The sequence below is a fragment of the Roseibium sp. AWQ4_254 genome, from assembly GCF_056161025.1.
Window position 1 is genome coordinate 1 of sequence record NZ_JBSWYH010000045.1, and the last position, 26,632, is coordinate 26,632.

The 26,632-nt window shown below is 57.0% G+C and carries 21 protein-coding genes and 1 other RNA gene; 11 read left to right on the top strand and 11 right to left on the bottom strand.

All coding sequences use genetic code 11. The annotated features are described in order from the left end of the window. Positions 1–64: 64 nt before the first annotated feature. Entirely contained in the window at positions 65–1,759 is a 1,695-nt protein-coding gene (locus ACXAIC_RS23070; RefSeq protein WP_475186279.1) for a calcium-binding protein, read from the bottom strand. A 126-nt stretch (positions 1,760–1,885) separates the two neighbouring features. Here ACXAIC_RS23070 and ACXAIC_RS23075 point away from each other — a divergent pair, with 126 nt between their 5' ends. Continuing rightward, positions 1,886–2,527, top strand: coding sequence for a hypothetical protein (locus ACXAIC_RS23075; RefSeq protein ID WP_475186280.1), 642 nt, complete (start codon positions 1,886–1,888; stop codon positions 2,525–2,527). 188 nt (positions 2,528–2,715) lie between these two features. Here ACXAIC_RS23075 and ACXAIC_RS23080 read toward each other — a convergent pair whose 3' ends face one another. The 3 genes from ACXAIC_RS23080 to ACXAIC_RS23090 form a co-directional block, all read right to left on the bottom strand. After that, a complete protein-coding gene (locus tag ACXAIC_RS23080) occupies positions 2,716–3,717 on the bottom strand; it encodes an adenosine kinase (protein ID WP_475186282.1) in 1,002 nt (333 codons plus the stop codon). 46 nt (positions 3,718–3,763) lie between these two features. Next, entirely contained in the window at positions 3,764–4,654 is an 891-nt protein-coding gene (locus tag ACXAIC_RS23085; RefSeq protein ID WP_475186284.1) for a prephenate dehydratase, read from the bottom strand. 72 nt (positions 4,655–4,726) lie between these two features. Next, positions 4,727–5,461 (bottom strand): 3-deoxy-manno-octulosonate cytidylyltransferase, encoded by a 735-nt coding sequence (locus tag ACXAIC_RS23090; RefSeq protein WP_475186286.1) that lies wholly within the window; start codon positions 5,459–5,461, stop codon positions 4,727–4,729. Positions 5,462–5,660: 199 nt separating this feature from the next. On the opposite strand from ACXAIC_RS23090, the gene ACXAIC_RS23095 reads away from it, so the two are divergent. The 7 genes from ACXAIC_RS23095 (at position 5,661) to ACXAIC_RS23125 (ending at position 15,671) form a co-directional block, all read left to right on the top strand. After that, the gene (locus ACXAIC_RS23095) at positions 5,661–6,212 is read left to right on the top strand and encodes a c-type cytochrome (RefSeq protein WP_475186288.1); all 552 of its coding nucleotides are present in this window, start codon (positions 5,661–5,663) and stop codon (positions 6,210–6,212) included. 169 nt (positions 6,213–6,381) lie between these two features. Next, complete coding sequence (locus tag ACXAIC_RS23100) at positions 6,382–7,779, top strand: diguanylate cyclase (RefSeq protein WP_475186290.1); 1,398 nt, start codon at positions 6,382–6,384, stop codon at positions 7,777–7,779. A gap of 122 nt (positions 7,780–7,901) precedes the next feature. Further along, positions 7,902–9,779, top strand: coding sequence for an extracellular solute-binding protein (locus tag ACXAIC_RS23105; protein ID WP_475186292.1), 1,878 nt, complete (start codon positions 7,902–7,904; stop codon positions 9,777–9,779). Further along, positions 9,776–11,653: an extracellular solute-binding protein gene (locus tag ACXAIC_RS23110; protein ID WP_475186295.1), complete on the top strand. Its 1,878-nt coding sequence runs from the start codon at positions 9,776–9,778 to the stop codon at positions 11,651–11,653. Before ACXAIC_RS23105 ends, ACXAIC_RS23110 begins: the two co-directional genes overlap by 4 nt. Before the next feature lie 59 nt (positions 11,654–11,712). Then, positions 11,713–12,834, top strand: a complete 1,122-nt coding sequence (locus tag ACXAIC_RS23115) for a microcin C ABC transporter permease YejB (protein ID WP_475186298.1) — start codon at positions 11,713–11,715, stop codon at positions 12,832–12,834. 59 nt (positions 12,835–12,893) lie between these two features. Then, positions 12,894–14,030, top strand: coding sequence for an ABC transporter permease (locus ACXAIC_RS23120; RefSeq protein ID WP_475186320.1), 1,137 nt, complete (start codon positions 12,894–12,896; stop codon positions 14,028–14,030). Positions 14,031–14,039: 9 nt separating this feature from the next. After that, positions 14,040–15,671 (top strand): ABC transporter ATP-binding protein, encoded by a 1,632-nt coding sequence (locus tag ACXAIC_RS23125; protein WP_475186300.1) that lies wholly within the window; start codon positions 14,040–14,042, stop codon positions 15,669–15,671. Between the two features lie 40 nt (positions 15,672–15,711). Here the strand turns inward: ACXAIC_RS23125 and ACXAIC_RS23130 are convergent, their stop codons facing one another. The 5 genes from ACXAIC_RS23130 to ACXAIC_RS23150 all read right to left on the bottom strand — a co-directional run bounded on the left by ACXAIC_RS23130 (position 15,712) and on the right by ACXAIC_RS23150 (position 21,798). Then, the gene (locus tag ACXAIC_RS23130; protein ID WP_475186301.1) at positions 15,712–17,733 is read right to left on the bottom strand and encodes a putative bifunctional diguanylate cyclase/phosphodiesterase; all 2,022 of its coding nucleotides are present in this window, start codon (positions 17,731–17,733) and stop codon (positions 15,712–15,714) included. A gap of 426 nt (positions 17,734–18,159) precedes the next feature. After that, positions 18,160–19,371: a lytic murein transglycosylase gene (locus ACXAIC_RS23135; protein ID WP_475186324.1), complete on the bottom strand. Its 1,212-nt coding sequence runs from the start codon at positions 19,369–19,371 to the stop codon at positions 18,160–18,162. A gap of 108 nt (positions 19,372–19,479) precedes the next feature. After that, the gene (locus tag ACXAIC_RS23140) at positions 19,480–20,058 is read right to left on the bottom strand and encodes a histidine phosphatase family protein (protein ID WP_475186303.1); all 579 of its coding nucleotides are present in this window, start codon (positions 20,056–20,058) and stop codon (positions 19,480–19,482) included. Then, entirely contained in the window at positions 20,058–21,005 is a 948-nt protein-coding gene (nudC, locus tag ACXAIC_RS23145; protein ID WP_475186305.1) for an NAD(+) diphosphatase, read from the bottom strand. The genes ACXAIC_RS23140 and nudC overlap by 1 nt, the downstream gene beginning before the upstream one ends. A 364-nt stretch (positions 21,006–21,369) precedes the next feature. After that, complete coding sequence (locus tag ACXAIC_RS23150) at positions 21,370–21,798, bottom strand: HIT family protein (RefSeq protein WP_475186307.1); 429 nt, start codon at positions 21,796–21,798, stop codon at positions 21,370–21,372. Between the two features lie 136 nt (positions 21,799–21,934). On the opposite strand from ACXAIC_RS23150, the gene ffs reads away from it, so the two are divergent. After that, an RNA gene (gene ffs, locus ACXAIC_RS23155) (signal recognition particle sRNA small type) lies at positions 21,935–22,032 on the top strand. Between the two features lie 1,450 nt (positions 22,033–23,482). Here ffs and ACXAIC_RS23160 read toward each other — a convergent pair. Continuing rightward, positions 23,483–24,397 carry a LysR family transcriptional regulator gene (locus ACXAIC_RS23160; RefSeq protein WP_475186310.1) on the bottom strand — a complete coding sequence of 305 codons (915 nt, stop codon included), beginning with the start codon at positions 24,395–24,397 and terminating at the stop codon, positions 23,483–23,485. 113 nt (positions 24,398–24,510) lie between these two features. Between ACXAIC_RS23160 and ACXAIC_RS23165 the strand changes: the two genes are divergently transcribed. Beyond that, positions 24,511–25,104, top strand: a complete 594-nt coding sequence (locus ACXAIC_RS23165) for a glutathione S-transferase family protein (RefSeq protein ID WP_475186314.1) — start codon at positions 24,511–24,513, stop codon at positions 25,102–25,104. Between the two features lie 7 nt (positions 25,105–25,111). Next, positions 25,112–25,507 carry a VOC family protein gene (locus tag ACXAIC_RS23170; RefSeq protein ID WP_475186316.1) on the top strand — a complete coding sequence of 132 codons (396 nt, stop codon included), beginning with the start codon at positions 25,112–25,114 and terminating at the stop codon, positions 25,505–25,507. 107 nt (positions 25,508–25,614) lie between these two features. Here the strand turns inward: ACXAIC_RS23170 and ACXAIC_RS23175 are convergent. Continuing rightward, positions 25,615–26,632: metallophosphoesterase family protein (locus ACXAIC_RS23175; protein ID WP_475186318.1), on the bottom strand; the 1,018-nt coding region annotated here is incomplete at its 5' end.

A 26,632-nucleotide genomic window follows, 5' to 3' on the forward strand; every position in this document is an offset into this window, starting at 1 on the left:
AGATGATCGGACAAACTGAAAAGACTGCTCGGATCCATGAAAACACCTCCATGATCGAAGTGAATCAGAAATCACCTCCAATGGCGAGGTTTTTGCGGGTGTCCAGCTGGGCGTAATCTTGCAAATTTCCGTCCGCAGCATCAGCAGCGGTGTAGAAGATCAGGTCATCCCCGTTTTGCAAAAAGCCCAGATCGGATGATGAGGCACCCTGGAATACGAAGGCATCGTTGCTACCAGAGCTGTCCGAGATAAGAGTTATGCCCGTGCCGTCATGATAGAAAGTATCGTCACCCGCACCGCCGAACATGGCGACGGCGCTCGTCGACTGATCGAAGAGCGCATCGTTGCCATCTCCTCCATCAAGGATATCTCCTATCCCGGAGCCGGTGCTGGTGCCGCTCAGCAACGTATCATTGCCGGCGCCACCGTAAAGTGCGTCGTTCCCGCCAGCCCCGTTTAGTATATTCGCTCCACTATCTCCGGTAAGTGTATCACCCAGTTCTGAGCCACGCAGGTTTTCAATCCCGGTCAATACATCGCCAGCCGCATCGCCGCCTGTTTCTGCAAGACCGTCGCCAAGATTAACTGTGACACCAGCGGCGGAGCTATTGTAATAGGCCCAATCGATGCCGTTTCCGCCAGAAATTATGTCGGCGCCACTGCCGCCAGAGAGAATGTCATTGCCATTGCCACCGTCGAGCTGATCGTTGCCGGCGTCACCACCGAGGATATCATCGCCATCCCGGCCAAGAAGATAGTTGGCATTGGCATCGCCAATAATCGTGTCGCTGTATGCGGAGCCTGAGATGTTTTCGATATTGGTGAGCGTGTCACCCTCAGCCTCACCGCCACTTTCAGCAAGACCATCATTCAAAATTACCGTTACGCCAGATCCTGAGAAGTCGAAATAGGCTGTATCGATACCAGTTCCGCCATCGAGTTCGTCGCTTCCGGCGCCGCCAATCAGATTGTCGTTTCCGGCGCCGCCATCGATCTCGTCATCGTCGTCACCGCCGTAAATTTCGTCGTTGCCGGCGTCGCCTTTGAGGTAATCGTCACCGTCGCCGCCGTAGATCGTATCGTCGTCGTCACCGCCATCGACATCATCATTGCCTGTGCCGGCAACGATATAGTCATCTCCGTCGTCACCGTCGATGAAGTCGTTTCCAGCATCACCGTAGAGGGTATCGTCGTCATCGCCACCACGGATGATATCGCTGCCAGCTCCCCCAGAGATGGTATCTTCGCCTTCATCGCCGGAAATAATGTCGTCACCATTCCCGCCGTATATTTCGTCATCACCCGCACCACCATCAATCAAGTCATTTCCGGTATAGAACTGACCAGTGATGGAATCGTAGTCGCCGTGGATCGTATCATCGCCTTGGCCGCCGGAAATTGTGTCATCACCATCACCGCCATAAAGATAGTCCCCACCGTTATCTCCCCAGATCCGGTCATCGTCGTCATTCCCGTTGATGGTGTCGGCATCGCCGCCGCCGGAGATCTGGTCTTCGCCGGATCCGCCACGAAGGTCATCGGACCCTGCTTCCCCGTTGATGGTGTCGTCATCCGCTTCGCCATCAATAATGTCCGAGCCATCTCCGCCATATATGCGATCTTCGCCGGAGCCGCCGAGAATCGTGTCGTTTCCACCATATCCGTAAAGAGAATCGTTTCCGGCCAAACCCGCAATTAGATCGCTGTCCTGGGTGCCGGTTAGATAATCGGAGTTGTCTGTTCCAATAATGTCAGCCATTAGTCACAATATCCTTGGTTGTAGACGCGGGTTGCGCAATCTCAATGAATAACGGCTCTTCTTAACAGAACATTAAAGGTTGTCTGTCAATGGTTGTGCAATCTTTTTCATCATGTGGACGCGAACATGGTCTCCTCCCTCACGATACAATCGCCGGTAAATCTTGCTCAGCAACATGCGGCCGCTTCGGCAAAAGTGAGGGAGTTGACGACAGATCAGCAAGCTCCGGAAGAGCAAGTAGAGAGCGCAATTGATCGGTCCGGAAATATAAAGGATATCAAAAGTCCATCTCCTAGAGACGATTCTGTCTTTCAAGCAAAGGCAGATGCTGAACTAACGCTGATCACAGCTAAAAGCCGTGAAAATTCAGCCAAAATCAGAGATTCTTTAAGGGAACGAGTCGATTTCCTGGAGAAGACCGATCCGGTTCCGGCACGAGTTCTTGAGGGGGATGAAGCAGAGGACGCCAGGAGACTTATTTCGACGCTCCGGGCCAATATCGTTACAGAGGATGGCCTTAAAGGGTACATCGTGGACGATCTACGATATGACCTCCGTCCGGATGGTACTATCAGTGTTAACGATGCCGCTGTCCCAACCAGCGAAGCTCAAAAGCAAGATGAACTATCCGCATTTAGAAAATCCCTGGTGGAACTGGAACGCTCGACCGGAGGTTTGTCGCAAGAGCAGCTTCAGCAGTACGTTGTCTCCGCTCAACAGGCATTGGAAAGAGCGCAATCGGCACAGACCTTCGATATTCGGGTCTAGGTGTAGCGACTTGCATCTATCCGCGCCGTCCCGCTGTTCGCACGCAATGTGATCCGGTGTCGATGATTGCGATCCCGTTGCAAATAATCTGATCTCATTCGCAATTAATGTGAGTTTGAAACACCGGATACGTTAAAAAAGCGGGAAGACCGTTTTCTGTTTTGGCCCCGCGACCCTTTTTAACCAGATCAGATGTCGAAGCCGGCCTGCGCGGCAGCGGATTTCAAAGGTTTTTCCGGACGGGCGCCCACATGGCTGATGACACTGGCAGCGCAAACACAGCCCAATTCGGCTGCTTCCCCAAGAGTGTAGCTGCGGGCAAGGCCATAGAGGAAACCGGAGGCAAAGAGGTCGCCCGCCCCGGTCAGGTCGACAACGGTGTCAACTGCCTGGGCTGGAACCGTCACGGTCTCGTCTCCCTGAAACGCCATGGCGCCGTTTTCACCAAGGGTCAACGCGGTCAGCGCGCCGGTGCCGCGGGCTGCGGCAACGGCAGTGTCGAGATCTGCGGTCTCATAAAGGGCCTTCAGCTCATGCTCATTTGCAAAGATGAGGTCGACAACCTTGTCGGTAAGCAGGGCGTGGAATTCGCTGCGGTAGCGATCGACACAGAAGGAGTCCGACAGGGTGATGGCCACCTTGCGGCCGTTCTGATGTGCAATTTCAGCGGCTTTCAAAAAGGCCTTCTTGGCTTCCTCCGGGTCCCAGAGATAGCCTTCCATATAGGTCACGGCTGAGGCGGCTACTATATCCGCGTCGACGTCAGAGAGACCGAATTCGACACAGGCGCCCAGATAGGTGTTCATGGTGCGCTCCCCATCCGGAGTGATCAGGATCATCGAGCGGGCCGTCGGCTTGCTGTCTGTCAGGCGCGGGGTGTTGAAATGGACCCCGGTGCCGTTCATGTCATGGGCATAGGCATCGCCCAGCTCGTCTTCGGCAACCTTGCCGAAATAGGCGGGTTTGCCGCCAAGCGAGGCGATACCCGCCGCCGTGTTGCCGGCGCTGCCGCCTGAAATGCGCACGGTCTGGCCCATCTTGTCGAACAGGCGCACGGCCTCCTCCGTATCGATTAGGCGCATGGAGCCCTTGACCAGATTTTCCCGGACGAGGAAGTCTTCTTCCACATGGGCAAAAACGTCGCAAATGGCGTTGCCGATACACAGTGCATCGAATTTCGTGTCGGTCATGAATACCTCGGTTGTCGGCTGCCAGCCCAAGGGGCGGCTTTCAGGATCAGGTTTGCGGGGTCGGCCGGAGTGCCCGGTTGGCCTCCGGTTCCTTGATTTTGTCCCGGAACGGGCTGGCGCGGTAAATGCCGAGAACTTTCAGCTCCGCACAGAAGAAGGCGAGTTCTTCCAGGGCCAGACCCACAGCCGGGTCTTCCGGATGGCCTTCCACATCCGCGTAGAACATGGAGGCGAAGAACTGGCCCTCCAGCTGGTAGGATTCCAGCTTGGTCATGTTGACGCCGTTGGTGGCGAAGCCGCCGAGGGCCTTGTAAAGCGCGGCGGGCACGTTGCGGACCCGGAAGATGAACGTGGTGATCACGGACTGGCCGTTATGGGCCGCTTCCATCTTGTCCCGGGACAGGATCACGAAGCGGGTGGTGTTGTGGGCAGCGTCTTCAACATCCCGGCGCAGGATGTCGAGGCCGTAGATCTCGGCCGCCATTTCCGGGGCGAGGGCGGCAACACTCTTGTCGCCCAGCTCTGCCACCTGCCGGGCCGATCCGGCCGTGTCACCGCCGACAACGGCGGTCAGGCCAAGCTCACCGATCACATTGCGGCATTGGCCCAGGGCATGCACATGGCTCTGGACCCGTTTCAGGTCTTCAATCCGGGCGCCCTTTGGAGCCATCAGCTGAAACCGGATCGGCATGAAATATTCGCCGATAATATGAAGATCCGACTTGGGCAGCAGGTGATGAATGTCCGCAACCCGGCCAGCGACCGAGTTTTCAATCGGGATCATGGCCAGATCCGCCGTCCCGTTGGCCATGGCCGAAAAGCAGTCTTCGAATGTGGCGCAGGGAATGGCCTCATAGTCGGGATAGACGCTGCGGCAAGCCATATGGGAGTTGGCTCCCGTCTCGCCCTGAAAAACGATTTTCTTTCTGTCGGTCATGGTCTTTTCATTGGGTTCAGTCTGGGGCTGGGGTTCATAGAAATGGCCTGAAGGTCCGCTTTCAAAGACCCGTTAAAGGGTCAGGTAAGCCGCCCGGGCGCGTTCCAGGTCCCCCGGTGTGTTCACATCAAGGGGGGCGCTGTCAATGATGGACACGTCAATGCGCATGCCGTTTTCCAGGGCACGCAGCTGTTCCAGCTTCTCACGCTGTTCCAGCGGGGCGGGGGCCAGCTCTACAAACCGGTTCAGCGCCGGACGGCGGTAGGCATAGATGCCGATATGCTGGTAAAGCGGCCCGTCTCCGGCAGGGGCCGTTGCCCGGGTAAAGTATAGGGCGCGATGATGCCCACGGCCATTGGGGGTCGTGATAGCCTTGACGAAACTGGGGTCCTGGCGGAATTCCGGTTCGGTGATTTCAGTCATGATCGTTCCGATGGCCACCTCCGGAACATCCAGGGGCGTGAAGGCGGCACGAATCGCTTCCGGTGCGATCAGCGGCACATCGCCTTGAACATTGAGAATAGTATCAAACTCACCTTGCGGATCCAGAACGTTGACAGCTTCCTGGATGCGGTCGGAGCCGGAGGCGTGATCCGGGCTCGTGAGCACCGCCTTGCCGCCGTGGTCGCGCACGGCCTCGGCGATCTTCTCGTTGTCGCAGGCAACGGCCACAGGCCCGATATCTGCCTGTTCCGCCTGCTCCAACACTCTGACAATCATTGGTTTTCCGCAAATATCAACCAGTGGCTTGTTGGGAAGGCGGGTTGCGGCAAGGCGTGAGGGAATGATCACGAGGGCTGCAGGCAATGGGGGTCTCCAATTCGCGGTCCGTTTGAATCCCAGCGGAAATTCATTAGCCGCGTCCGTTTGTCATATCCTGTGTCCTTTTAAAGCTATGGACAGCAAGGTCAAAAAATTTGTACGGTCCTGCCAATTGGGAGAAGCTGATGGGAGCTGCAATCTTGGTTGCAGGTCCAGGCACGTATGAGCTTGGAGCCGGAGAGATATGGATGCATTCACGCTGAACAAAGCCGCCGGAGCGGTTTTGATGGTACTTATTCTGACGATGGGGGTAGGCATCGTTTCAGACATTATCTTCCACCCGACTCTCCCCGGCCAGCCAGGTTATGAAATTGTTCTTGAGACGCCGTCCGACGATACCTCTGTCGTTGAGGCCGAACCGGACGTGGTGCCGATTTCCGAGCGTCTTCTGGCTGCATCTGCAGACAATGGCGCCAAAGTCGCCAAGAAGTGCGCGGCCTGCCACAGCTTTGACGAAGGCGGCGCCAACAAGGTTGGCCCAGCTCTTTGGGATATTGTCGGGCGCAAGCCGGGCGGTCATGCCGGTTTCGGCTACTCGTCCGCCATGGTGGCCTTCGGCGAGTCGAACCCGGAATGGACCTATGAGGAGCTGGACCATTTCCTGGAGGCGCCCAAGAAATTCATCAGCGGAACGTCCATGGGCTTTGCGGGTTTGCGGAAACCCTCAGACCGCGCTGACATTGTTGCTTACTTGAGAGAATTGTCGGGCGCGCCCAAGCCGTTACCGTCCGAATAACGGCCTAACTTGAAGAGAACGTGCAAGAAACGTGTAAAGCCGGGTCAAGACCCGGCTTTTTATTTGAGGTGAAAGAAAAATTAACAAAATTTCCGCTACGTAGTATTGTTCAGATGTGGGGAAAGCGCCGGATAAGGGCCTGATGGGCAGTCAGTTGACACAAAAACTGATGACACGATCCAATGGAACCTTCGTGGCGTCCATTGTTGCGGTTATTTGCTTTTTCATCGGAATTGCCGTCACCGCCCATGTGGGCCTGCTGGTCCGCAACGAACTCCTGCAGCAACATATGCAGGAGGTGCGGGCTGAATTGTCCGAAGCGCGGGCACGGCTGGAGCGGGAAATCAGCCGGACGGTTGCCCACGGGTTTGGTCTTCGAGGCTATGTGGTCCAGTTGTCGGACACTTCGTTTGAAGCCTTTTCCTACATCAACATTGCTACAGAACTTTTGAATGAGAACCCTGCGATCCGCTCCATTGGGCTTGCCCCGGAGAATGTGGTCAAGGCGGTTTATCCGATGGAACCGAACCAGGCTGCGATCGGACTGAACTACCGCTCCAACACCGCCCAGTGGCCTGCGGTCGAGCAGGCGATGCGCACCCGGGAGGTCGTGATTGCCGGGCCGGTGGAGCTGGTTCAGGGGGGGCGCGCGCTGATGATCAGGATACCGGTCTTTCCGGCGGATTATACCGGACAGCCGGTTGCTGAGCGCCGCTACTGGGGCATGGCAACGCTGGTCGTCGACTACGAAAAGCTGATGGACCTGTCGGGCATTGCCCCTCAAATGGACGGGATACAGGTGGCCCTGGTTGACAAGGGGCCGGACGGAACCGGCAACACATTGGTGTTTGGCGACAGGTCCCTTCAGGGGGGGGGCGCTCTCTCTTTGCCGCTGCTTTTGCCGGGGGGGCTCAACTGGGCCTTGCTCGGCTTTCCGGACGGGGGCTGGTCCAGCACCGGCAGGGGCGTATGGATTACACAGTTTGTCGGCAGCCTGATTTCGCTCATCTTTGGCGTGATGGCCTTTCTGTTGATCAGTGAGGTCTACAAGGTTCGCTCCATGGCCCTGCATGATCCGCTGACGGGGCTGGCCAACCGGCGGCTGCTGCAGGAGCGTATGATGCAGCTCGCCACCATGTGTGAACGCTCCGGGGCCGGTTTTGAAATCTTCTATGTGGATCTGGATGCCTTCAAGCCGGTCAATGACAGCTATGGCCATTCGGTGGGCGATCAGCTGCTGGTTGAAATCGGCGAGCGGCTCAAGTTGCACACCCGCCAGTCGGATACGGTCGCCCGGGTGGGCGGGGACGAGTTTATCGTCCTGACGCCCGGCAATATGCGGCGCCAGGAAAAGGAAACCTTCGTCAGCCGTCTGTCGGAGGGGGTCATGCAGGCGTTCGAGTTTTCCGGAACCTCGATCGATATTCGCGCAAGCATAGGTAGTGCGAGCTATCCTATTGATGCCGCGAGTGTTGAAGATCTTTTGCGCGTGGCTGACAACCGCATGTATGCACAAAAGGCCAAAAACAAGGCGGTTGCTGCAAAAAGCGCCCCGCAGGCCAGTTAATTTTCTGTCATTTTGCTATCCGGAGCGTGACCTTTGTCCGGTGCATCCCTACACTGCGTTCCAACCGGCCCTATAAATCAAGACGATGAGGGCGGAAATAGAACAGGACGGAGAAGCCGATAGTGTCTGGATGGTGCGCGTGGAACGGAACGGCTGCTGCAGCAGCCTTTGTCGCCTTCTTGTCCGTTTCCGGAGCAGCCCTTTCGCCCGTCCATGCGCAAGAGCCTGACTGGCGCCATGCAACGGCCTATAACGGCACGCCGAAATACGGTCCTGACGTTGCCCATTTCGATTACGTCAATCCGGACGCGCCCAAGGGCGGCAGTGTGCGGCTTGCGATCACCGGTGGTTTCGACACGTTTAATCCGCTGCCCCAGAAGGGTAACCTCGCGCCCTTCATGCTGTTCTTTTACGAGACCCTGATGCAGCCGTCCCTGGACGAGGCGGATATCAGCGCAGAATACGGGCTGCTGGCGGAGGCGGTCCGCTATCCGGACGACTATTCCTGGGTGGAATACCGGCTCAATCCGAAGGCGAAATGGCACGATGGTGCTCCGGTGACCGTGGATGACGTGATCTGGTCCTTCGAAAAATCCATCGAGCTCCGCCCACGCGATAAATTCTACTATCAGAATGTTGTCTCTGCCGAAGCCGCCGGTGACCGGGTGGTCCGTTTCACCTTTGATACGACAGGCAACCGGGAGCTGCCAAAAATCATGGGCCAGCTTCAGATCCTGCCCAAACACTGGTGGGAAGGCACCAATGAGAAGGGGGAAAAGCGGGACATTTCCAAGTCGACGCTGGAGGCGCCTCTCGGCTCCGGTCCCTATCGCATCAAGAGTTTCACCCCCAACCGGGAGATTACCCTGGAGCGGGTCTCAGACTATTGGGGCAAGGACCTGCCGGTGCGGGTGGGAACCGATAATTTTGACGAGATCCGCTACATTTCGTTCCTCGACCGGACCGTTCAGTTTGAAGCCTTCAAGGGTGATCAGGTCGATTTCCGTATTGAAACCAGTTCCAGCCAGTGGGCGAAACGCTATGACTTTCCGGCCGTAAAGGACGGGCGGGTGATCAAGGAAGTGTTTTTGGACAAGTCGTCCGGCGTGATGCAGGGGTTTTTCCTGAACCTGCGCCGGGACAAGTTCAAGAACCCGGATCTGCGCGCGGCTTTGAACTACGCCTATGACTTTGAGACGACCAACAGGATCGTGTCGGCCAACCTGCTCAAGCGGGTCAATTCCTATTTCTGGGGCACGGAACTGGCCTCGTCCGGCCTGCCGGAAGGCAAGGAGCTTGAGATCCTGGAAGAGGTCCGCGACCAGGTGCCGCCGGAGGTGTTCACGCAAGAATACAAGAACCCGGTGGGCGGCGATCCGCGCAAGGTACGTGCCAATCTGCGCGAGGCGGTCAAGCTTTTGAAAAAGGCGGGCTATGAGCTGAAGGACCGCAAGATGATCGATCCAGCGACCGGTGAACAGCTCAGCATCGAATTTCTTTACCGGGACAAAGGCAGCGAACGCACATTGCTGCCTTATTCCAAGAACCTTGAAAGCATCGGCATCAAGCCTGTGCTGCGCCTTGTCGATACGTCGCAATATATCAACCGCGTGCGCAGCCGCGATTTTGACGCAACGGTGCTGGCGATCGCTCAGTCCTTGTCTCCCGGCAACGAACAGCGCGAATATTGGGGCTCGGCCGCAGCCGACAATCCCAATTCCCGGAACTATATGGGCATCAAGAACCCGGCCATTGATCACCTGATCGACAAGATCATCTTTGCCAAGGACCGGGAAACGCTGGTGGCCGCGACCCACGCACTCGACCGGGTGCTCTTGTGGAATCATTATGTCGTGCCGCAATTCTCTTCTGATGAAACCCGCACCGCCCGCTGGAACCGCTTTGCGCATCCCAAGGCCATGCCGGAATACAGCACGGGGTTTCCGACGATCTGGTGGTATGACACGGACCTGGCGGACAAGACGGGAGCAGCAAAATGACGGATCTGGGCCATCCCTCCCGGCGGACGGTGCTGAAACTGACCGGGGCGGCAGCTCTTGTCGGCTCATTGCCGCTCGGCCTCAAAAATGCTGCGGCCGGCGCCGGGGCCCGTCACGGACTGTCCGTGTTCGGGGATCTGAAATACGGGCCGGATTTTCCCCATTTCGACTATGTCAATCCGCAGGCGCCCAAAGGGGGGCGGTTCGTGTTCACGGCCCCCTACTGGTATTACAACCAGAATGTGCTGACCTATAACACCTTCAACTCCTTCATCCTGAAAGGCGATGCGCCGCCGCGCATGGAAATGTGTTTCGACACACTCATGGTGCGCGCCTATGACGAGCCGGATGCGGTGTACGGGCTGCTCGCCGAAACGGTGGAGATTTCGGCGGATGGCAACACCTATATCTTCAACCTGCGTCCCGAGGCCCGGTTTCATGACGGCTCGAAACTGACCGCAGAAGATGTCGCCTTCTCGCTGATGCTGTTGAAGGGCAGCGGCCATCCCCAGATCAGCCAGAACATTCAGGGCTTGCAGGATGCGGAAGTTCTGGATGAGCACCGGGTCGGACTGCAGTTCAGCGGCACCCACTCCCGGCAGTTGCCGTTGCTGGTGAGCGTGCTGCCGATTTTCTCCAAGCGCTATTACACGGCCTATGATTTCAGCCAGAGCACGTTGACGGCTCCGCTGTCCTCCGGGGCCTATAAGGTCGGCGAACATGCGGTGGGCCGTTATGTGGAGTATCATAAGGTCAACGACTATTGGGCCAGGGATCTGCCGGTTCTGAAGGGGCAGCAGAATTTTGATGTGGTCCGTGTGGAGTTCTACCGGGATTCGCAAGTCGCCTTTGAAGCCTTCAAGAAAGGCGAGATGAATTACCGGGAGGAGTTCCGGTCGAAAATCTGGTCCACCGAATACACGTTTCCGGCCTTTCAAGACAAAAAGGTGGTCAAGAAGCAAATTCCCGACGGCAATCCGTCCGGTGCCCAGGGCTGGTTCATCAATACGCGGCTGGAGAAATTCAAGGACCCGCGAGTGCGCCGGGCGCTCAGCTATGCGTTTGATTTCGAGTGGTCGAACAAGACCCTTTTTTACGGTCTTTACCAGCGCACAGAGTCGTTCTTTGAAAATTCCGACATGAAAGCGCAAGGGCTGCCAGCGCCGGAGGAACTGGCGCTTCTGGACCCCTACCGGGATCAGCTGCCTGAAAGCGTCTTTGGCGAAGCCTACCTTCAGCCGGTCAGCAATGGCTCCGGATTTGACCGGCGCTTGCTGCGCGAGGCGGGCAAGCTGTTGCGCGAAGCGGGCTATGAGCGGCAGGGCACCCAGCTGATCGGGCCGGACGGCAAGCAGTTGACGATTGAGTTTCTCAACAATTCCCCCGCCTTTGAGCGGGTGACCAATCCCTATATCAAGAACCTGGAACGGCTGGGCATCAAGGCCTCTTTGCGGCTGGTGGACGCCGCGCAATACCAGTCTCGTTTGAACGATTATGACTTTGACATCTGTTCGCGCCGCTATTCGCAAGAGGCCACCCTGACGGAGCAGATCAAAACGTCCTGGGGCTCCAAGGCTGCCAGCACGCCGGGCACCTATAATATTGCCGGGATCGCCGATCCGGTGGTAGACGCCTTGATTGAGACAATCTTGAAGGCCACAACCCGCAAAGACATGACTGTCGCGGCCCGGGCGCTCGACCGGGTGCTGCGCTCCGGCCACTATTGGGTGCCACAATGGTTCAATCCCTTTCACAACATCGCTGTGTGGGACATGTTCGGCCATCCGCCCGAACCGCCGCGTTACTTCTTCCCCGTAGAAGATCTGTGGTGGATAGATGCGGAAAAGGCGGAAAAAATCGGCAAAGCCGGGTAATCTTCCCCTGACGTGTGAGCCGGTGTGAAACGGCCAAGAAGAGGAACAATAAGACCCCCATGGGCGCCTATATCCTTCGCCGTTTATTGTTGATGATCCCGACCCTGGTCGGGATCCTGGCGGTCAATTTCCTGATTGTTCAGTTTGCTCCGGGCGGCCCGGTGGAACGGGTGATCGCCCAGCTGCAGGGCACGGACGTTTCGGCGACGTCGCGGATCGGCGGGGGAGGCGGGGATTTTGCCGGTGTTGGCAATGATGCCTCGGGAGGCGCTGGGGCAGCGTCTGACAGCATCACCTCCAAATATCGTGGCGCCCAGGGGCTCGACCCGGAATTCATCAAGCAGCTGGAAGCCCAATTCGGGTTCGACAAACCGCCACTGGAGCGGTTCCTGACCATGGTCTGGAACTATGCCCGGTTCGATTTTGGTGAAAGCTATTTCCGGGATGTCCGCATCATCGATCTGATTGCCGAGAAACTGCCGGTCTCCGTCTCGCTGGGGCTCTGGATCACACTGATTTCCTATGTCATCTCGATCCCGCTTGGCATCCGTAAGGCGGTAAGTGACGGCTCCCGCTTTGATGTGTGGACATCGGCGGTGATCGTGATCGGCTATGCAATCCCGGGTTTCCTGTTTGCGATCCTTCTGATCGTGCTGTTCGCGGGCGGCTCCTTCTGGGATCTTTTCCCGCTCCGGGGGCTGACGTCCGACAATTGGGCCTCCCTGTCCTGGCCGGAGCGGATCATCGACTATTTCTGGCACCTGACCCTGCCGCTGACCGCGCTGGTCCTGTCGGCCTTCGCCACCACCACCCTGTTGACCAAGAACTCGTTTCTCGACGAGATCCGCAAACAATATGTGGTCACCGCCCGCGCCAAGGGGCTGACGGAAAAGCAGGTGCTTTATGGTCATGTGTTCCGCAATGCCATGCTGATTGTGGTGGCCGGATTTCCCGGTGCGTTCATCTCCTCCTTCTTTGCCGGATCTTTGCTGATTGAAGCTGTCTTCTCCCTGGACGGGCTCGGGCTGCTGGGCTTTGAATCGGTGATAGACCGCGACTATGCGGTGGTGTTTGCCATTGCCTATATCTTTGGCCTGATGGCCCTGGTGATCGGGCTTTTGTCTGATCTCACCTACACCTGGATCGATCCCAGGATCGATTTTGAAAGCCGGGAGGTGTAGGCGTGGACAAACGACTTCAGAGTGAACTGGAATCTGCCGGCTACGATGTTCTTAATCCCTTGCCGGAAGAGACGGCCCCGCCGCCGAAAAAGACCAGTCTGTCACCGATCAACCAGCGCCGGCTGGCCAATTTCAGGGCCAACCGGCGCGGCTACTGGTCCTTGTGGATCTTCATGGTCCTGTTTGTGCTCGCGTTGTTGGCGGATGTCTGGGTGAATGACCGGCCGGTCCTGATTTATTTCAAGGGGGAGTTCCTGTTCCCGACATTGGTGGACTATCCGGAAGACCGGTTCAATGATGACGATCTGGCGCTGGCTGTGACAGATTACCGTGACCCGTTCATTCAGGATCTGATCAACGAGGATGGCTGGATGATCTGGCCGCCGGTGCGCTATAGCTACAGAACCGTCAATCTGGAAGTGCCCTGGACGGCGCCGACGCCGCCAAGCTGGATGATGGACACAGAAACGCGCTGCAGCGGCTATCCGATGGGGGCGGACGACCCGAATTGCATCATCGGAAACTGGAACTGGCTTGGAACCGACGATCAGGCACGGGATGTGTTTGCCCGTGTGGTCTATGGCTTCCGCGTGTCGGTGCTGTTCGGCCTTGCGCTGACACTGGCCTCCTCGGTGATCGGCATCGCGGCCGGGGCCGTTCAAGGTTATTACGGCGGCTGGGTTGATCTGCTCTCCCAGCGCTTTATCGAAATTTGGACGGCGGTGCCCTCCCTGTACCTCATCCTGATCGTATCGTCTTTCTTCGTGCCCGGCTTCTGGACCCTCTTCACCATTCTGCTGGCCTTTTCCTGGGTCGCGCTTGTGGGGGTCGTTCGGGCGGAATTTCTTAGGGGCCGGAATTTTGAGTATATCGCGGCGGCCCGGGCGCTGGGCGTGTCCAACCCGGTGATCATGTGGCGGCATCTGCTGCCCAATGCCATGGTGGCCACACTCACCTTCATGCCCTTCATCCTCAACGGGTCGATCTCGACCCTGACCGCTCTTGATTTTCTTGGCTTCGGTCTTCCGGCTGGCTCCGCCTCCCTCGGGGAGTTGATGGCCCAGGGCAAGAACAATTTGAGCGCCCCCTGGCTGGGCATTACAGGGTTCGTGGTGATTTCCCTGATGCTCAGCCTCCTGATCTTTGTCGGCGAGGCCGTGCGCGATGCGTTCGATCCGCGCAAGAGCCTTGGGTAGGGGCGGCAGATGACAGACAAGACGCTGGTTTCGGTAAAAGACCTGTCGGTCGCGTTCACCCAGGAGGACCGCGAAACCCTTGCGGTCGACCGGATTTCCTTTGACATTGCCAAGGGCGAAACTGTGGCGCTGGTGGGCGAAAGCGGGTCGGGCAAATCCGTCTCGGCCCTGTCAGTGCTGAAACTTCTGCCCTATCCGGCAGCCTCGCACCCTTCGGGCGAGATCCTGATGAATGGCCAGGATCTGCTGAAAGCGTCCGACAGCGAAATGCGCAAGATCCGGGGCAATGCGGTGTCCATGATCTTCCAGGAGCCGATGACCTCGCTCAATCCGCTGCATATGGTGGAAAAACAGATCTCGGAAATCCTGACGATCCACCGGGGCATGGGCGAAAGCCAGGCGCGGCGGCGGGTGCTGGAACTGCTCAACGAGGTAGGCATCCGCGAGCCGGAAAAGCGCTTGAAATCCTATCCGCATCAACTGTCCGGCGGGCAGCGCCAGCGGGTCATGATTGCCATGGCGCTGGCCAATGAGCCGGATCTTCTGATTGCCGATGAACCGACGACGGCGCTGGACGTGACCGTGCAGGCGCAGATCCTGGAGCTGTTGAAAAAGCTCCAGCGCCAGCAAGGCATGGCCATGCTGTTCATCACCCATGACCTTGGGATCGTGCGCAAATTCGCCGACCGGGTGTGCGTGATGACCGATGGCCGGATTGTCGAACACGGCCCGGTCGCGGAGATTTTTGACGCGCCGAGGCATGATTATACAAAGCACCTTCTGGCCGCCGAGCCCAAGGGCGCGCCGCCGGCAACGGATACAAGCAAACCTGTTGTGGTGGATGCGGAGGATCTGAAGGTCTGGTTCCCGGTCAAGCGCGGCTTCTTGCGCCGCACGGTCGATCACATCAAGGCGGTGGACGGGATCGACATCAAGGTGCGCGAGGGCCAGACCCTCGGCATTGTCGGGGAAAGCGGCTCGGGCAAGACGACCCTCGGCCTTGCCATTTTGCGCATGATTTCCTCCACGGGCCGGATCTCATTCAGCGGTGAGGACATTCAGGAAAAGTCCTGGAAAGAGATGCGGCCCTTGCGCAGGGACATGCAGATTGTGTTTCAGGACCCGTTCGGGGCCTTGTCTCCGCGCATGTCGATTGCCGATATTGTGGGCGAAGGCCTGAAAGTGCATTTTCCAAACCTGTCTGCGGGGGAGCGGGATTTGAAAGTGGCGCGGGCCCTGGAAGAGGTGGGCCTGGATGCGGCGACCTGCAACCGCTATCCGCATGAGTTTTCCGGCGGCCAGCGCCAGCGCATTTCGATTGCCCGGGCCATGGTTCTGGAGCCGAAATTCGTGATGCTGGATGAGCCCACCTCCGCGCTCGACATGAGCGTTCAGGCGCAGGTGGTCGATCTGCTCCGGGATCTGCAAAAGGCCCATGGCCTTGCCTACCTGTTCATTTCCCACGATCTGAAAGTGGTCCGGGCCTTGGCGAATGAAGTCATCGTCATGCGCCAGGGCAAGGTGATGGAAGCCGGGCCGTCAGAACAGATTTTCGACTCCCCGAAAACGGATTACACCAAGGCGCTGATGGCTGCCGCATTCCGGCTGGAAACAGCCCCGGACGGCGTGGTCGGGATCTGAACGAGCTTCAGAGGTGTTTGTTGGGCTTGGTATTATGAGGTTACCCGGTGCTGGCCTGGTGCAAGGACGGGCTCTGAACATAGCGCAGGCAGGCTTCCTGGCTCATCGGTTTTGAGAAATAATAGCCTTGGCCGAGCTGGACACCGGTCCGCTGCACCAGCTCCAGCTGATGCTTGTCTTCAATGCCCTCAACAACCACGTCCTTGTTCAGGCCCTTGGCCATTTCGACGATCTTTTTGAACAGAAACAGCTTTTCCGTGTCGTGGGTGATGTCTTTCAGGAACGAGCGGTCAATCTTTATCTCGTCAAAGACCAGTTGCTGCAGATAGCGCAGGGAAGAATATCCGGTGCCAAAGTCATCCAGGGCGACGCGCACCCCGCAGGCGCGCAGGCTGGTGAGGCTTTCATTGACCGAAGCTACATTTTCCACCAGAACGCTTTCCGTCACTTCCACTGTCAATTGCTCCAGGGGCAGACCGGCCCGCATCAGGCAGCCGACAATCTTGTCCGCGATTTTCGGGGTGCGGAAACCGAGCGCAGAAATGTTGGAACTGATGCGCACAGGCGTTCCGGATTTTTGTGACGCGCCGACCGCAAATCGGGCCCCTTTGGCAAGGATCGCCAGATCCAATTCGACAATCGTGCCGGTCTCTTCCGCGATCCGCACAAATTCATCCGGCGGCACGGGCTCTCCGTTCAGTTGCCAGCGGGCAAGGGTCTCGAATTCGACGGCTCTCTCGCTGGCCAGGCAAACCTTGGGCTGTAGGGCAACGTCCAGATCTCCCCGGCGGATGGCCTGGGGCAGGGTTGCGGAGATAAAGGAGCGCCGTTTCAGGTCCCTGAGGATCTGATCGTTGAATTGACGGTACTGGTTCTTGCCGTCCTTCTTGGCCGCATAAAGGGCCGCGTCGGCAAATTTCAATAGATCGCCCGTGTTGCGCAAGGCCCCCGCGCCGCAGATGGAAAGGCCGACGGAGCAGCTGGGGCGGATGGAAAAGCCATTGTGGCCAACCTCGTGGCAAACGGTGCCGACAATCCTGGTCCCCAGATCCTGCATGGACGGGACCTCATCGGATTCCGGCATCATCAAGGCAAATTCATCTCCGCCAAGCCGGGCGGCAAGGCCGCTGCCTTGCGTTGCAATTTGTTTCAGGCGGTCTGCGACGGCCACTAGCACCGCATCGCCCGTATCGTGCCCCATCGTGTCGTTGATGGTCTTGAAGTCATCCAGGTCCACCAGTGCCAGAAAGAACACCCGGTCGCGCTGGCTCGGACAGCCGGTTTGAAGCCGCTCCATGAACACGGCCCGCCTGACAAGGCCGGTCAGACTGTCATGGGACAGCACAAAATTGGTCTGGGCCTCGGCCTCCCGTTTTTGCCGCTCCAGCTTCACCTGGCCTTCCAGTTCCACCAGAGCCCGGGTGCGCCGGGTTTCCCGGCGGGCGAGCAGGTGATAGCCCAGCAGCATCAACCCGAAGGCAACCCCGGCATAGATCAGGGTGCGTACGACATGACCGGTCAGGTCCGATTCAACGACAAAGGCGCCCATAATGTCGCCGGTCTTGTAGTAGGTTCCACCAAGTTCCCGGTTATGGCAGGCGACGCAGCTTTCCGATTTGGCAACTGTTGGAAAGATGGACCGGCCCATCACCCGGAAATGTTCCACACGCAACTCGTCGCGGATGGAGGCGTCCTTGTTCTTGGAAATCTCTGTAATCTGCGCGGCTACGCGCGGATCAGGCTCCACAGCACCGAGTTCCAGTCCAGGCGGGCCGGGTACTCTGATTTTCAACGGTGCGTGGGTCGTGTCGCCCGAGCGGACGTTGAGGAAATTCTCAAGCCCCATCCGGCGGAAAGAGGCTGGGATGGGCATGCCGCCGGAATGAAACTCCGAATATTGTGTGACAAAGGCGTCGGCCAGCTGCACGATCCGGGCCCGGTCATGGGCCTCGGTCCGGTTGAACTCCCAGACGGAAATGGCAAAAAAGGAAAGAGCAAGCACAAAGGCTCCGGCTGTAACGAGCGCGGCGGAGCCAATACCTTGCTGCTTGAACAGTTTCATCCCCATCCCGTTTCACAAGCGTTGAAGACAACGCTACTCCCATGATCTTGTGCGTAGATTAGACGATGCCGAGTTACTAAAAAATTGATCAGCAAAAACAATATTTAAGATATCCAAGTATTTATTTGATATCTTGAATTGTTGTTGTGATAAGTTCGCGTATTTTGATAGATGGTATTTTGATGGGTGTAGGCGGATATTTGCATTAAAAAGAACGGCTTATTGAGTGCATTCTGTTTCGTTTGAGTGTATTTTTCCGTAAGGGAAGTTATTAAATTTTTCTGATTTTAATTCAAAAATAATTGAAAATTTTTGCCTAACCTTGGGAAGAGAATGCGCTTTGAAATAATGGTGGCAATACTTTTAACAAAATGAAAAGATGAAGCTTGCTCGGAAAAAAGCGGTTTCGATTGGTTGATATTGGTATCACCCCACCCAGCAGGTGGCGAAGAAACCGTTTTTCTCCTGGTCCTTGCCGATGGAGCGGCGCGTCTTGAACCCGATCAGCCCGTCGGCGCCACCCACATCATGGCCAAGGCCTTCCAGCCGTTGCTGAAGAGTACGCACTGCACCGCGGGTGGTCTCCTTCATGGGTTTCCAGTCCGCCACAAAGGCCCGGTTGTTGCCATAGCGGTCCGCCAGATGGCCGACAAAGAGCGCATAGGTATCGCTTTCATTATAGTCTTTCAGGACATAGAAATTCTGGGTCGCAATGAAGGCCGGGCCATACCGCCCGGCGGGCAGCAGAATATTGCCCGCCTGTCCCAGTTCATGTTGGGGGAAGGGTTTGCCGCTGACCCGCCTGACCCCTTCACGCACAAACGCTGCAATGGCCTGCCGGTTGTCCGGCCCTTCCCGGGTGCAGGAAACCGTGTCGGGCAGCACGACCTCATACCCCCAGTCCCGGCCCCGGGCCCAGCCATGGGCGGACAGGTAATGGGCAATGGAGGCCATTGTGTCGATGTCGGAGGTCCAGATATTGCGCTTGCCATCGCCGTCAAAATCAACGGCATATTTCAAATAGGAGGAGGGGAGAAACTGCGGTTGTCCCATGGCCCCGCCCCAGGAGCTTTTCATTCTCTTGCGGGAGACATCTCCGTTCTGAAGGATCTTGAGCGCGTCGATCACCTGCGTTTTGAAAAAATCCGGGCGCTGTCCCATGAAGGCTTGCGTTGCCAGAACTGTGAGCGCGTCATAGGGGATCTTGGCGCCGCCATACCCGGATTCCCGCGCCCAGATTGCCAGAATGATCCGCTTGGGCACACCATAGCGGGCTTCAATCCGTTTCAGGGCAGCAGCATGTTTCTTCATCAGGCGGCGGCCGCCTGGAACGAGCGCGTTGAATTGACTGTCCCGGAAATAGCGTTGCGGCGACCGGAATTCGGCCTGGAAGTTGACTTTGGGCGGGCTGCCCTTGCCCCCTGGCCCCACGAGCCCGGGCAGGGAGGCGTCCGGGGTCAAGCCGGCCAGCTCCCGGTCCAGCGTCTTTTGCGAGATACCGGCCGCGCGGGCGGCTGGAACAATCTCGGAGCCCAGAAACTGCCGGAACTGGGCATCATATTTGCCCGCTTGGGCCGGAGCGGCCAGTCCGGTCAGGACACTCAACGTCACGGCGGCAAAAACAGGCAGGTTTCTGATCACGCTGCGCTCCGGCTCACAAGGCTTCAACACTGGAAAACGTCAGGTCAGAATAAACCCGGCCGCCAAAAAAGAGAACCGGCCCGGCCAGGTTCTGAACAGGGACTGTCAGACTTCGGTCCAGCGCAGGGCATCCCCGGACCGGGTTTGAAGCCGGTCCTTCTCGAACCGGTACCAGCAGCCACCACGCTTTTGATCATGATGTCTGGAAATCGGGACATTCAGAAGAAAGCACATCAGCAATGTGCCAACAGCCCCATGCCCGGTGAAGAGAACCGGGCATGTCGCTTCCGTTTGATCCAGAACAGCGCGGACACCGGCAACAATGCGGTCCTGCGCGTCCACCGCCCGTTCCCAGCCGGACATGGAGACCTCAGGGCGCGCGAAAAACCGGTCTGCGGCCTGTTCAAACTGGTCAGGCGGCAGGAAACCGGTCGCCGAGCGGTCATTTTCGTGAAGGTCCTCGCGGATGCCGACAGGAACCTTGTGGATCCCTGCAAAGATCTGCGCCGTTTCAATGGCTTTTGTCTCGGCACTGGAGACGATCTTGGAAATGTCCTTGGCAAAAGGCAGGCGGGCGGCAGCCGCAGCCCGCTCCTGCCCGAGTGGGGACAGGCCCCAGTCCGGAACCGGCTTGGCCGGATCAATCACCACCTCCGGATGGGTCAGGTAAACACACCAGGACATTAAAGGCGGCCCTCCAGCCAGCCGGTGATCAGCTCATAGGCAATGGAGATGGACGGGGGAATGCGGTGGCCTTGCGGATGGGTGCCGTCGAGCATCTGGCGCACTTCAGCACGGTCGCACCATTTGCAGGCTTCCAGTTCGTCATCCGCAATGTCGATTTCCAGTGAGGTTGCGGTGCCAACGCAGCCCAGCATCAGATTGGCGGGAAACGGCCAGGGCTGGTTGGAGACCAGCTGCACATCCCCCACCTGGATGCGGCTTTCCTCATAGGTTTCCCGGCGCACGGCCTGTTCGATGGTTTCACCCGGCTCCATGAAACCGGCCAGGGTCGTATAGACCCCCTCTGCCAGCCGGGGCGGGCGCCCCAGAAGGGCCCGGTCCCCCGCAGTGATCAGCATGATCACACAAGGGTCGGTACGCGGAAAATGCTGGGCGCCGCAGGAGGGGCAGTCGCGCCGGTATCCGGCCTCCGCAAGCACGGTCTTTTCACCGCAGCGCGAGCAGAACGGATGGGTGCGATGCCAGTGAAGAAGCGCCCGGGCCTGGGCAAGGGCGCTGAGGCCCTCCGGCGCAATCTCCCGCTGAAGCGCAAGGGAGCGCAGGTCGTGGAGCTGAAGAGCGGGATCGGCTTCCAGCTCCTCCTCTGACCGCTTGAGAAAGGTGGCAAAAAGCGGCTGGCCGCTGTCCGGGCGTAGCCCGAGAAAGATCATCTCGTCCTCAGACGCCCCGAGCGCAAGGGCCGGGGCAAGGCCGTGGCCGAGATCAGGCGTGCCCTCCGCAGCCGCAAACACCAGGGACCTGTCCGCCGACAGCACAATGCGGGTCTCCGGCCGGTGCAACAGTCCTCCAATATAGGATGTGTCTCCGCGCCGCTCCGACTGCCGGTCGAGACTGTTGTCGATGAAGCTCATCTCCAGAGGCTGGAGACTGGCGGCCGATGACTGCATATTCAAGATCCCTGGAAAGTGGGCAGAAGGGAAAGCCTGCCCGTGAGACTGTGCCTGTACCCTATAGCATCGTGCGATAAGTCTGCACCATTTGACCGGATCTGAAGGTCGTCTGATTTTCCAGCGCGTTCAGAACGAACTTCAGAGTCATGGGCGTGGCTGGCGAGCCTGTGTTTCGAGTGTGGTTTTCGGAATTGAAATACGCTAGGGCGCGCGCTGCACAAATCAGGCGTATGTCAATGCCACCACACTAGGGCGGCACTGGCAGCCTGTCCAGCGGAGGCCCTGCCCGGCAATGCTCGTGGCGGGACAAGGGGGCGGCGCGTCAGACAGGCGTATCAGGCAGGCATGTCAGATAGGCGTATCAGGCAGGCGCGTCACCGGCACTGGCCAGAGCCTCCTGCACCTTTTTGATCATTGTACCGGCATGCTGCGGCTCATAGCTTTGGGGCGGCACGGCGCCCCAGACCGGGTTCGGCCAGGCCGCATCGTTGCGGAAGCGGGCGATGATATGCACATGAAGCTGGGGCACCTGATTGCCAAGAGCGCCGACATTGAGTTTCTCGCAGTCCGTTGCGGCCCGCAAGGCGGTGCTGACGCGGGCAATCTCCCGCATGAGCTGCACCTGGTCCGCGTCCTCAAGATCGGTAATCTCCACCAGATCCGGCTGGCGCGGGATCAGCAGCAGCCAGGGATAGGTGGCGTCCTTCATCAGCCGGAGGGTGGACAGGGGCAGGTCGGTCACGGGAAGGCTGTCGCCTTCAAGACGCGGATTGAGGGCAAATGCGGTCATCAGAAAGGGCTCCTGTCAGAAACGGACGGCAAGATACAGCCTGGCCGGGCCTGTTGGCGAGCGTGTTTTCCCGGCAAAGAAAAACTTGTTCTTTCCCCTTGCCAAACCCCCTGGGGCTTCTGATATAAGGCGCTCGGGAGGTTGGTGGTGGACGAGCCACTCGCCAACCGGGTCAGGTCCGGAAGGAAGCAGCCCTAACGAGCCTCGGCACGGGTCGCCGTGCCAGCCTCCCACCCCTTCCTTTGAAAACCACATGTTCTCCAAGAGATAAAATGGCGCCCGCAGAGCCTGGTCACCTGACTCTGACGTTCGTCACATTTCCCGTCAGGCTCCGAACGAACATCAGGTTCAAGAAGGTGACTGGCAAGCCTGTGTTTCGAGTGTGGTTTTCGAATTTGAAAGACGCTCCGGCGGTGACTGCTAAAATGAGGCGTATTTCAAAGTCACCATACTGGTGTGGCCGCAAGCAAATCGGCTCTCGCGCCCTTTGCTAAAGCGGAAGCATTGTTCCGGGGCAGTTATATGTTGCGATGCAGGTTTAGGCTCCCGCATTTGGCGAAACAGCCATTCGCGCGCCGTAGGCTCGTCGTCGCTTCCGGCCCTTTGCTGCCATAGGCTGTGATCTCATTCAATGACAGCTTCGCGTCCGCATTTCAGTCATTCGTGCCTCCTACCGTATTGCTTGCAAGCTGCCATTCGTCTCGACCTACCTGATGCTCAGTATGTGGCGGCAAGCGTTTTTGCCGGCTTCACGCACAACGTGCGCTCGAAAAGGTCTTGTTCGCTGTCTTGACTGTCCGATTGTTAAATTCGAGCCTTGCGGATACGAAATCGCAGCAAAAGACAATGTCCGCAAAGGTATGCCCCTGCGGACGAGGCGTTAAACTTCTCAAAGATTTGGGTACACCAATTTATGGACGCTAAATGACCACACTTGAGCTGTGCCAAATAGGTATAGTTTTGTGTACGGCATTCCCGTATGCCGCCTTAAGCCCATGCCGACTGTTCCCGTTGTGACAGGCTTTCGCTCAATGGCTGGTACTTATCTGCTGGATGGGGACTTAGAGTGCCTATGGGGGAAACTGGCCTGCACTATTGCTATGATACCCCTTCGAAAAAATTTGTCAGATCTGAATGTGGAGATTGCCCCGTTGTGGTTCCCTTGCCTGCGTAGTTTTGAGTGTGCCTTGCAGAGCTGCCCGATCTAATGAAAAGTAGATGTAGAGTCTGCGAACATTCAGTTCTTGGTTGCTATGCATTCGAGAAGTTGCTTCCATGGATCAATAAAGAAGGGGGAGAGACTTCGTGGCGACTGCAAGCAACAACTCCTGCGATCGCGAACACACCATCAGTCTCAATGTCGTGTTTGGGCTCTTTTGTTGAGTTCGCTGCAATTTGAACGAAATCAAACTATGCGGGACGTTTTGGACGGTTCGCACTTGCTGTGCAAATTGCGGTTTATGGGCAAGCGCGAAGTGCATTTGCTTTAATATTGGAACCGTTGCAGAAGTCATTACTTTTGCAATACCTCACTTATTCTCGCAAAAAGCGGGGAAAACGTAGGACAAGGCCCGACAGCAGGCAAGACCATAGTTAGCTGCTCTGCCCGAAGACGATTGGGCCGTTGATTTTAAACAAGCACACCAGCCCATCGACTGGAAGGTGTCGATTGATCCAGTCCCAACTAAATCTGGAGATTCTTTTCCGATAATCTTTCTCTTAGCAGCGGGGCAGCGAAATCGACAAAAGCACGCACCCCGGGACGCGTGTGCCGATTTGCCAGTCGGAATATATTCACAGGCACGCGGTTGTCGTCGTACTCACGCAAGATCTCAACGAGCCGCCCTTCTGGAAGCGCATCTGCGAGCTGGTACGAAAATGCCCGGGTGATACCCAATCCAAATTTTGCGGCAGTGATGGCGGATTCCACATTGCTGGTTGAGATCCTTGGTCCAATGCGCACGATCCTCCGGCCATGATCGTTGCTCCGAAACGTCCATCTGAGGTCTCCGACCATGCTCTGGGCAACGATGCAATCATGCTGTTCCAACTCGGCAGGATCTTCAGGTATTCCATTATGGGCCAGATAGTCGGTCGAGGCGCACACCACCTGGCGCAAAATGCCCGCTCCAGTAACGAGATGCCCGGTATTGCTCAATTGGCCCACCCGTATCGCCACATCCACACCCTCTTCGAGAAGATCAACCCGCCGGTCGACAAATTCCAGTCTCACCTTCACATCCGGATAAGCACTAAGAAAGTCGCGAACAACAGGCAGAACGTGCAGTCGGCCCAAAGCCACGGGAGCTGTCAAACTCAAAGCCCCCGAGGGAACTTTGGTTTTGGTTGAAATTTGGGCTTCAGCGGCTTCAAGGCTGTCAAGGACACAGCGAGCTGTCACCAAATAATCCTGCCCTTCCGGCGTCAGAACCATCCGACGCGTACTCCGGCTCACCAGACTACAGGCCAAATGTTCTTCAAGCTGACCCAGAATACGGCTGACATTGGTCAATGGCTCGCGCAGCGCACGCGCGGCACCCGTCAAACTTCCGGCATCAGCGACAGCAACAAAAATCGTCAAAGCCCGCAGGTGGTCCATACATATTTCCAAAATTTGAAATTCTATTTTCCAACTATTCCATCTTCTGGAAATAAAAGGAATATGCAAAAAATTTGCAATGGTAAAAACACATCACGCATGGGGAGGAAGTCGTGAAACTATACGATGTTGAATTATCTGGTAATTGTTACAAAGTCCGCCTGTTTTTGGCGTTGATTGGCCATGACTACGAACTGGTTCCAGTCGATTTTCTGGACGGAGAGCATAAAAGGCCTCCGCTGAGCAATCTTAATCCATTTGAAGAGATTCCCATTCTCACTGATGGCGACCTAACCTTGCGCGACTCTCAGGCAATACTCATTTATCTCGCCAAAAAATATGGTGGCGAAGCCTGGTTGCCTTCCGAACCTGCGTCCATGGCGACAGTTATGGAGTGGATGAGCACGGCTGCAAACGAAATTGCGCGCGGCCCGAACGATGCCCGCCTGCATGACAAGTTTGGCTATGACCTTGATCACGGTCTCGCAGCAACAAAAGCCGCGCGTGTTTTGGGCCTGCTCGAACAGCACCTTGAAGGAAAAGAATGGCTCGCTCTTGGCAGACCAACCATCGCCGATATTGCCTGCTTCCCATATGTGGCTCTTGGCCACGAAGGACGTGTGCCGGTCGGTGAACATCCGAATGTGCAAGCTTGGATAAATCGTATCAAGGCTTTGCCGGGCTTTATTTCCATGCCAGCTTTGTGAGTGCGCCATGGGCTTTAAGGTAACAGCATATGAACATGTCGGGATCCGTGTTTCTGACCGCGATATATCCAAGGCTTTTTATGAAAAGCTTGGCTGGCGAGAAGAAATCAACCTTCCCGAACATCACGCAAACGAAATGGTGAATGACGCGGGGGTCTATATCAATCTCATTTTCAACGGGGCCAAACGAGCAAAGAATGCGCTGATGGACGAGCCGATCAAGCTTCCCGGTATCACCCATGCCGCCTTCATCGTCACGGACCTTGATGATTTGATGGCCACCTTGGAACGCGAAGGCATCCCTCTTAGCGGAGGGCCCTTCATCTACAGTGATCGACGCCGCCTGATTTTCATTCGCGACCCGGATCGCAACGTTCTGGAATTCAACGAAATCCTGTCCTAGGCCCGTCAAACATGGTCAGGACACTCAACCTCATTTACAAAATGGTTGAGTGTCCGCCATGCCCTCTGCGCTAATCCAAGCGCGCTTCCTTCTCGCGCCGTTCAAAGTCATAGAACTCGCCAGTTGATGCCAATTGGCAGATGCGCAGTGGTGTGCCATCGTCGCTCAGTTCCACGATACCGATGCCAGATGCGTTCAAAATGCGCCGTCCTTTGGGGTGTCCCCAACGGCTTTCTTGGAACGATGCGCATGCCTCTGCGGCGTTTCAGCCAATTGAGAGGTGATCGCGGAGAAAAGAACCACCGATTGCTGTGATCCAGAAATGCCAGAAGCCTGTCCGGCCATTTGTTCTTGATGCCGCTGGAGCAAATCTGCCAGATTTCGGGATTTTGATCACTTTGCCCTGTTCTTGATCGTCGACCATTGCGCAATTGAACATCAAAAACGAAGGAATAGTGCACATCCCCCGAGAGAATAACGAAGTGCCTCGGTGTGCTGCGATGCTGGAAAATGCTGAGGATTGCACTGGCTATTCCGTGATGCGCCATCCAATACTCAGCGTCAACCATTAGAGGTTTGCCGATAATCTTGAACAGTTTCTGGACAGCCTCGAAGAGTTTGACACCAAAAATAGGCGCCGCGGAAACGAGCAAAACCGCATCCTTGTTGCGAAGCCGCGCCTGCAGCTCAGTTGCAGCTTCCCAGTCCAGCAATCCTGAACGATAATGACTGTTGCGTTCAGACCGCCATCGACGGGTTCTTGTATCCAATGCAATAAGCGGCGGGTTTGTAGGCCACTCAAAATCCCAATGCTGGTACTCAAGGATCGTATCAATAGCCTTATCATGCGAGCCTGTTCCGGGGCGTTCCAGAACTTCGTTGAAAATCGCGGATTGATCGGCACCAATTCTCTTGGGACGGTTGCCCCAACCCTTGTTGATGCCGTAGGCAATCAAAGCGTTGCCAATGACCCGGCGCAATAAGGGGTGATCATAGGCGGCCTCTTCCCATGCCAGCGACAAATTCCAGTCATCCGTGTCCGTCCGGTGAAGCCGGTCTTCATGGCGGCGCCGCGCTCTGTTACGCTGCTTTTGCAGCGTAACACCAAGGCATGAGTTCGTTGAT

What these genes read in the sequence shown, in the direction of transcription:
- ACXAIC_RS23095 (WP_475186288.1), top strand. Translation starts at nt 5,661, where the DNA reads ATGGATGCATTCACGCTGAACAAAGCCGCCGGAGCGGTTTTGATGGTA.
- ACXAIC_RS23160 (WP_475186310.1), bottom strand. Translation starts at nt 24,397, where the DNA reads ATGGACCACCTGCGGGCTTTGACGATTTTTGTTGCTGTCGCTGATGCC.
- ACXAIC_RS23080 (WP_475186282.1), bottom strand. Translation starts at nt 3,717, where the DNA reads ATGACCGACACGAAATTCGATGCACTGTGTATCGGCAACGCCATTTGC.
- ACXAIC_RS23140 (WP_475186303.1), bottom strand. Translation starts at nt 20,058, where the DNA reads ATGTCCTGGTGTGTTTACCTGACCCATCCGGAGGTGGTGATTGATCCG.
- ACXAIC_RS23070 (WP_475186279.1), bottom strand. Translation starts at nt 1,759, where the DNA reads ATGGCTGACATTATTGGAACAGACAACTCCGATTATCTAACCGGCACC.
- ACXAIC_RS23100 (WP_475186290.1), top strand. Translation starts at nt 6,382, where the DNA reads ATGACACGATCCAATGGAACCTTCGTGGCGTCCATTGTTGCGGTTATT.
- ACXAIC_RS23075 (WP_475186280.1), top strand. Translation starts at nt 1,886, where the DNA reads ATGGTCTCCTCCCTCACGATACAATCGCCGGTAAATCTTGCTCAGCAA.
- ACXAIC_RS23115 (WP_475186298.1), top strand. Translation starts at nt 11,713, where the DNA reads ATGGGCGCCTATATCCTTCGCCGTTTATTGTTGATGATCCCGACCCTG.
- ACXAIC_RS23150 (WP_475186307.1), bottom strand. Translation starts at nt 21,798, where the DNA reads ATGACCGCATTTGCCCTCAATCCGCGTCTTGAAGGCGACAGCCTTCCC.
- ACXAIC_RS23085 (WP_475186284.1), bottom strand. Translation starts at nt 4,654, where the DNA reads ATGACCGACAGAAAGAAAATCGTTTTTCAGGGCGAGACGGGAGCCAAC.
- ACXAIC_RS23130 (WP_475186301.1), bottom strand. Translation starts at nt 17,733, where the DNA reads ATGAAACTGTTCAAGCAGCAAGGTATTGGCTCCGCCGCGCTCGTTACA.
- nudC (WP_475186305.1), bottom strand. Translation starts at nt 21,005, where the DNA reads ATGCAGTCATCGGCCGCCAGTCTCCAGCCTCTGGAGATGAGCTTCATC.
- ACXAIC_RS23125 (WP_475186300.1), top strand. Translation starts at nt 14,040, where the DNA reads ATGACAGACAAGACGCTGGTTTCGGTAAAAGACCTGTCGGTCGCGTTC.
- ACXAIC_RS23170 (WP_475186316.1), top strand. Translation starts at nt 25,112, where the DNA reads ATGGGCTTTAAGGTAACAGCATATGAACATGTCGGGATCCGTGTTTCT.
- ACXAIC_RS23110 (WP_475186295.1), top strand. Translation starts at nt 9,776, where the DNA reads ATGACGGATCTGGGCCATCCCTCCCGGCGGACGGTGCTGAAACTGACC.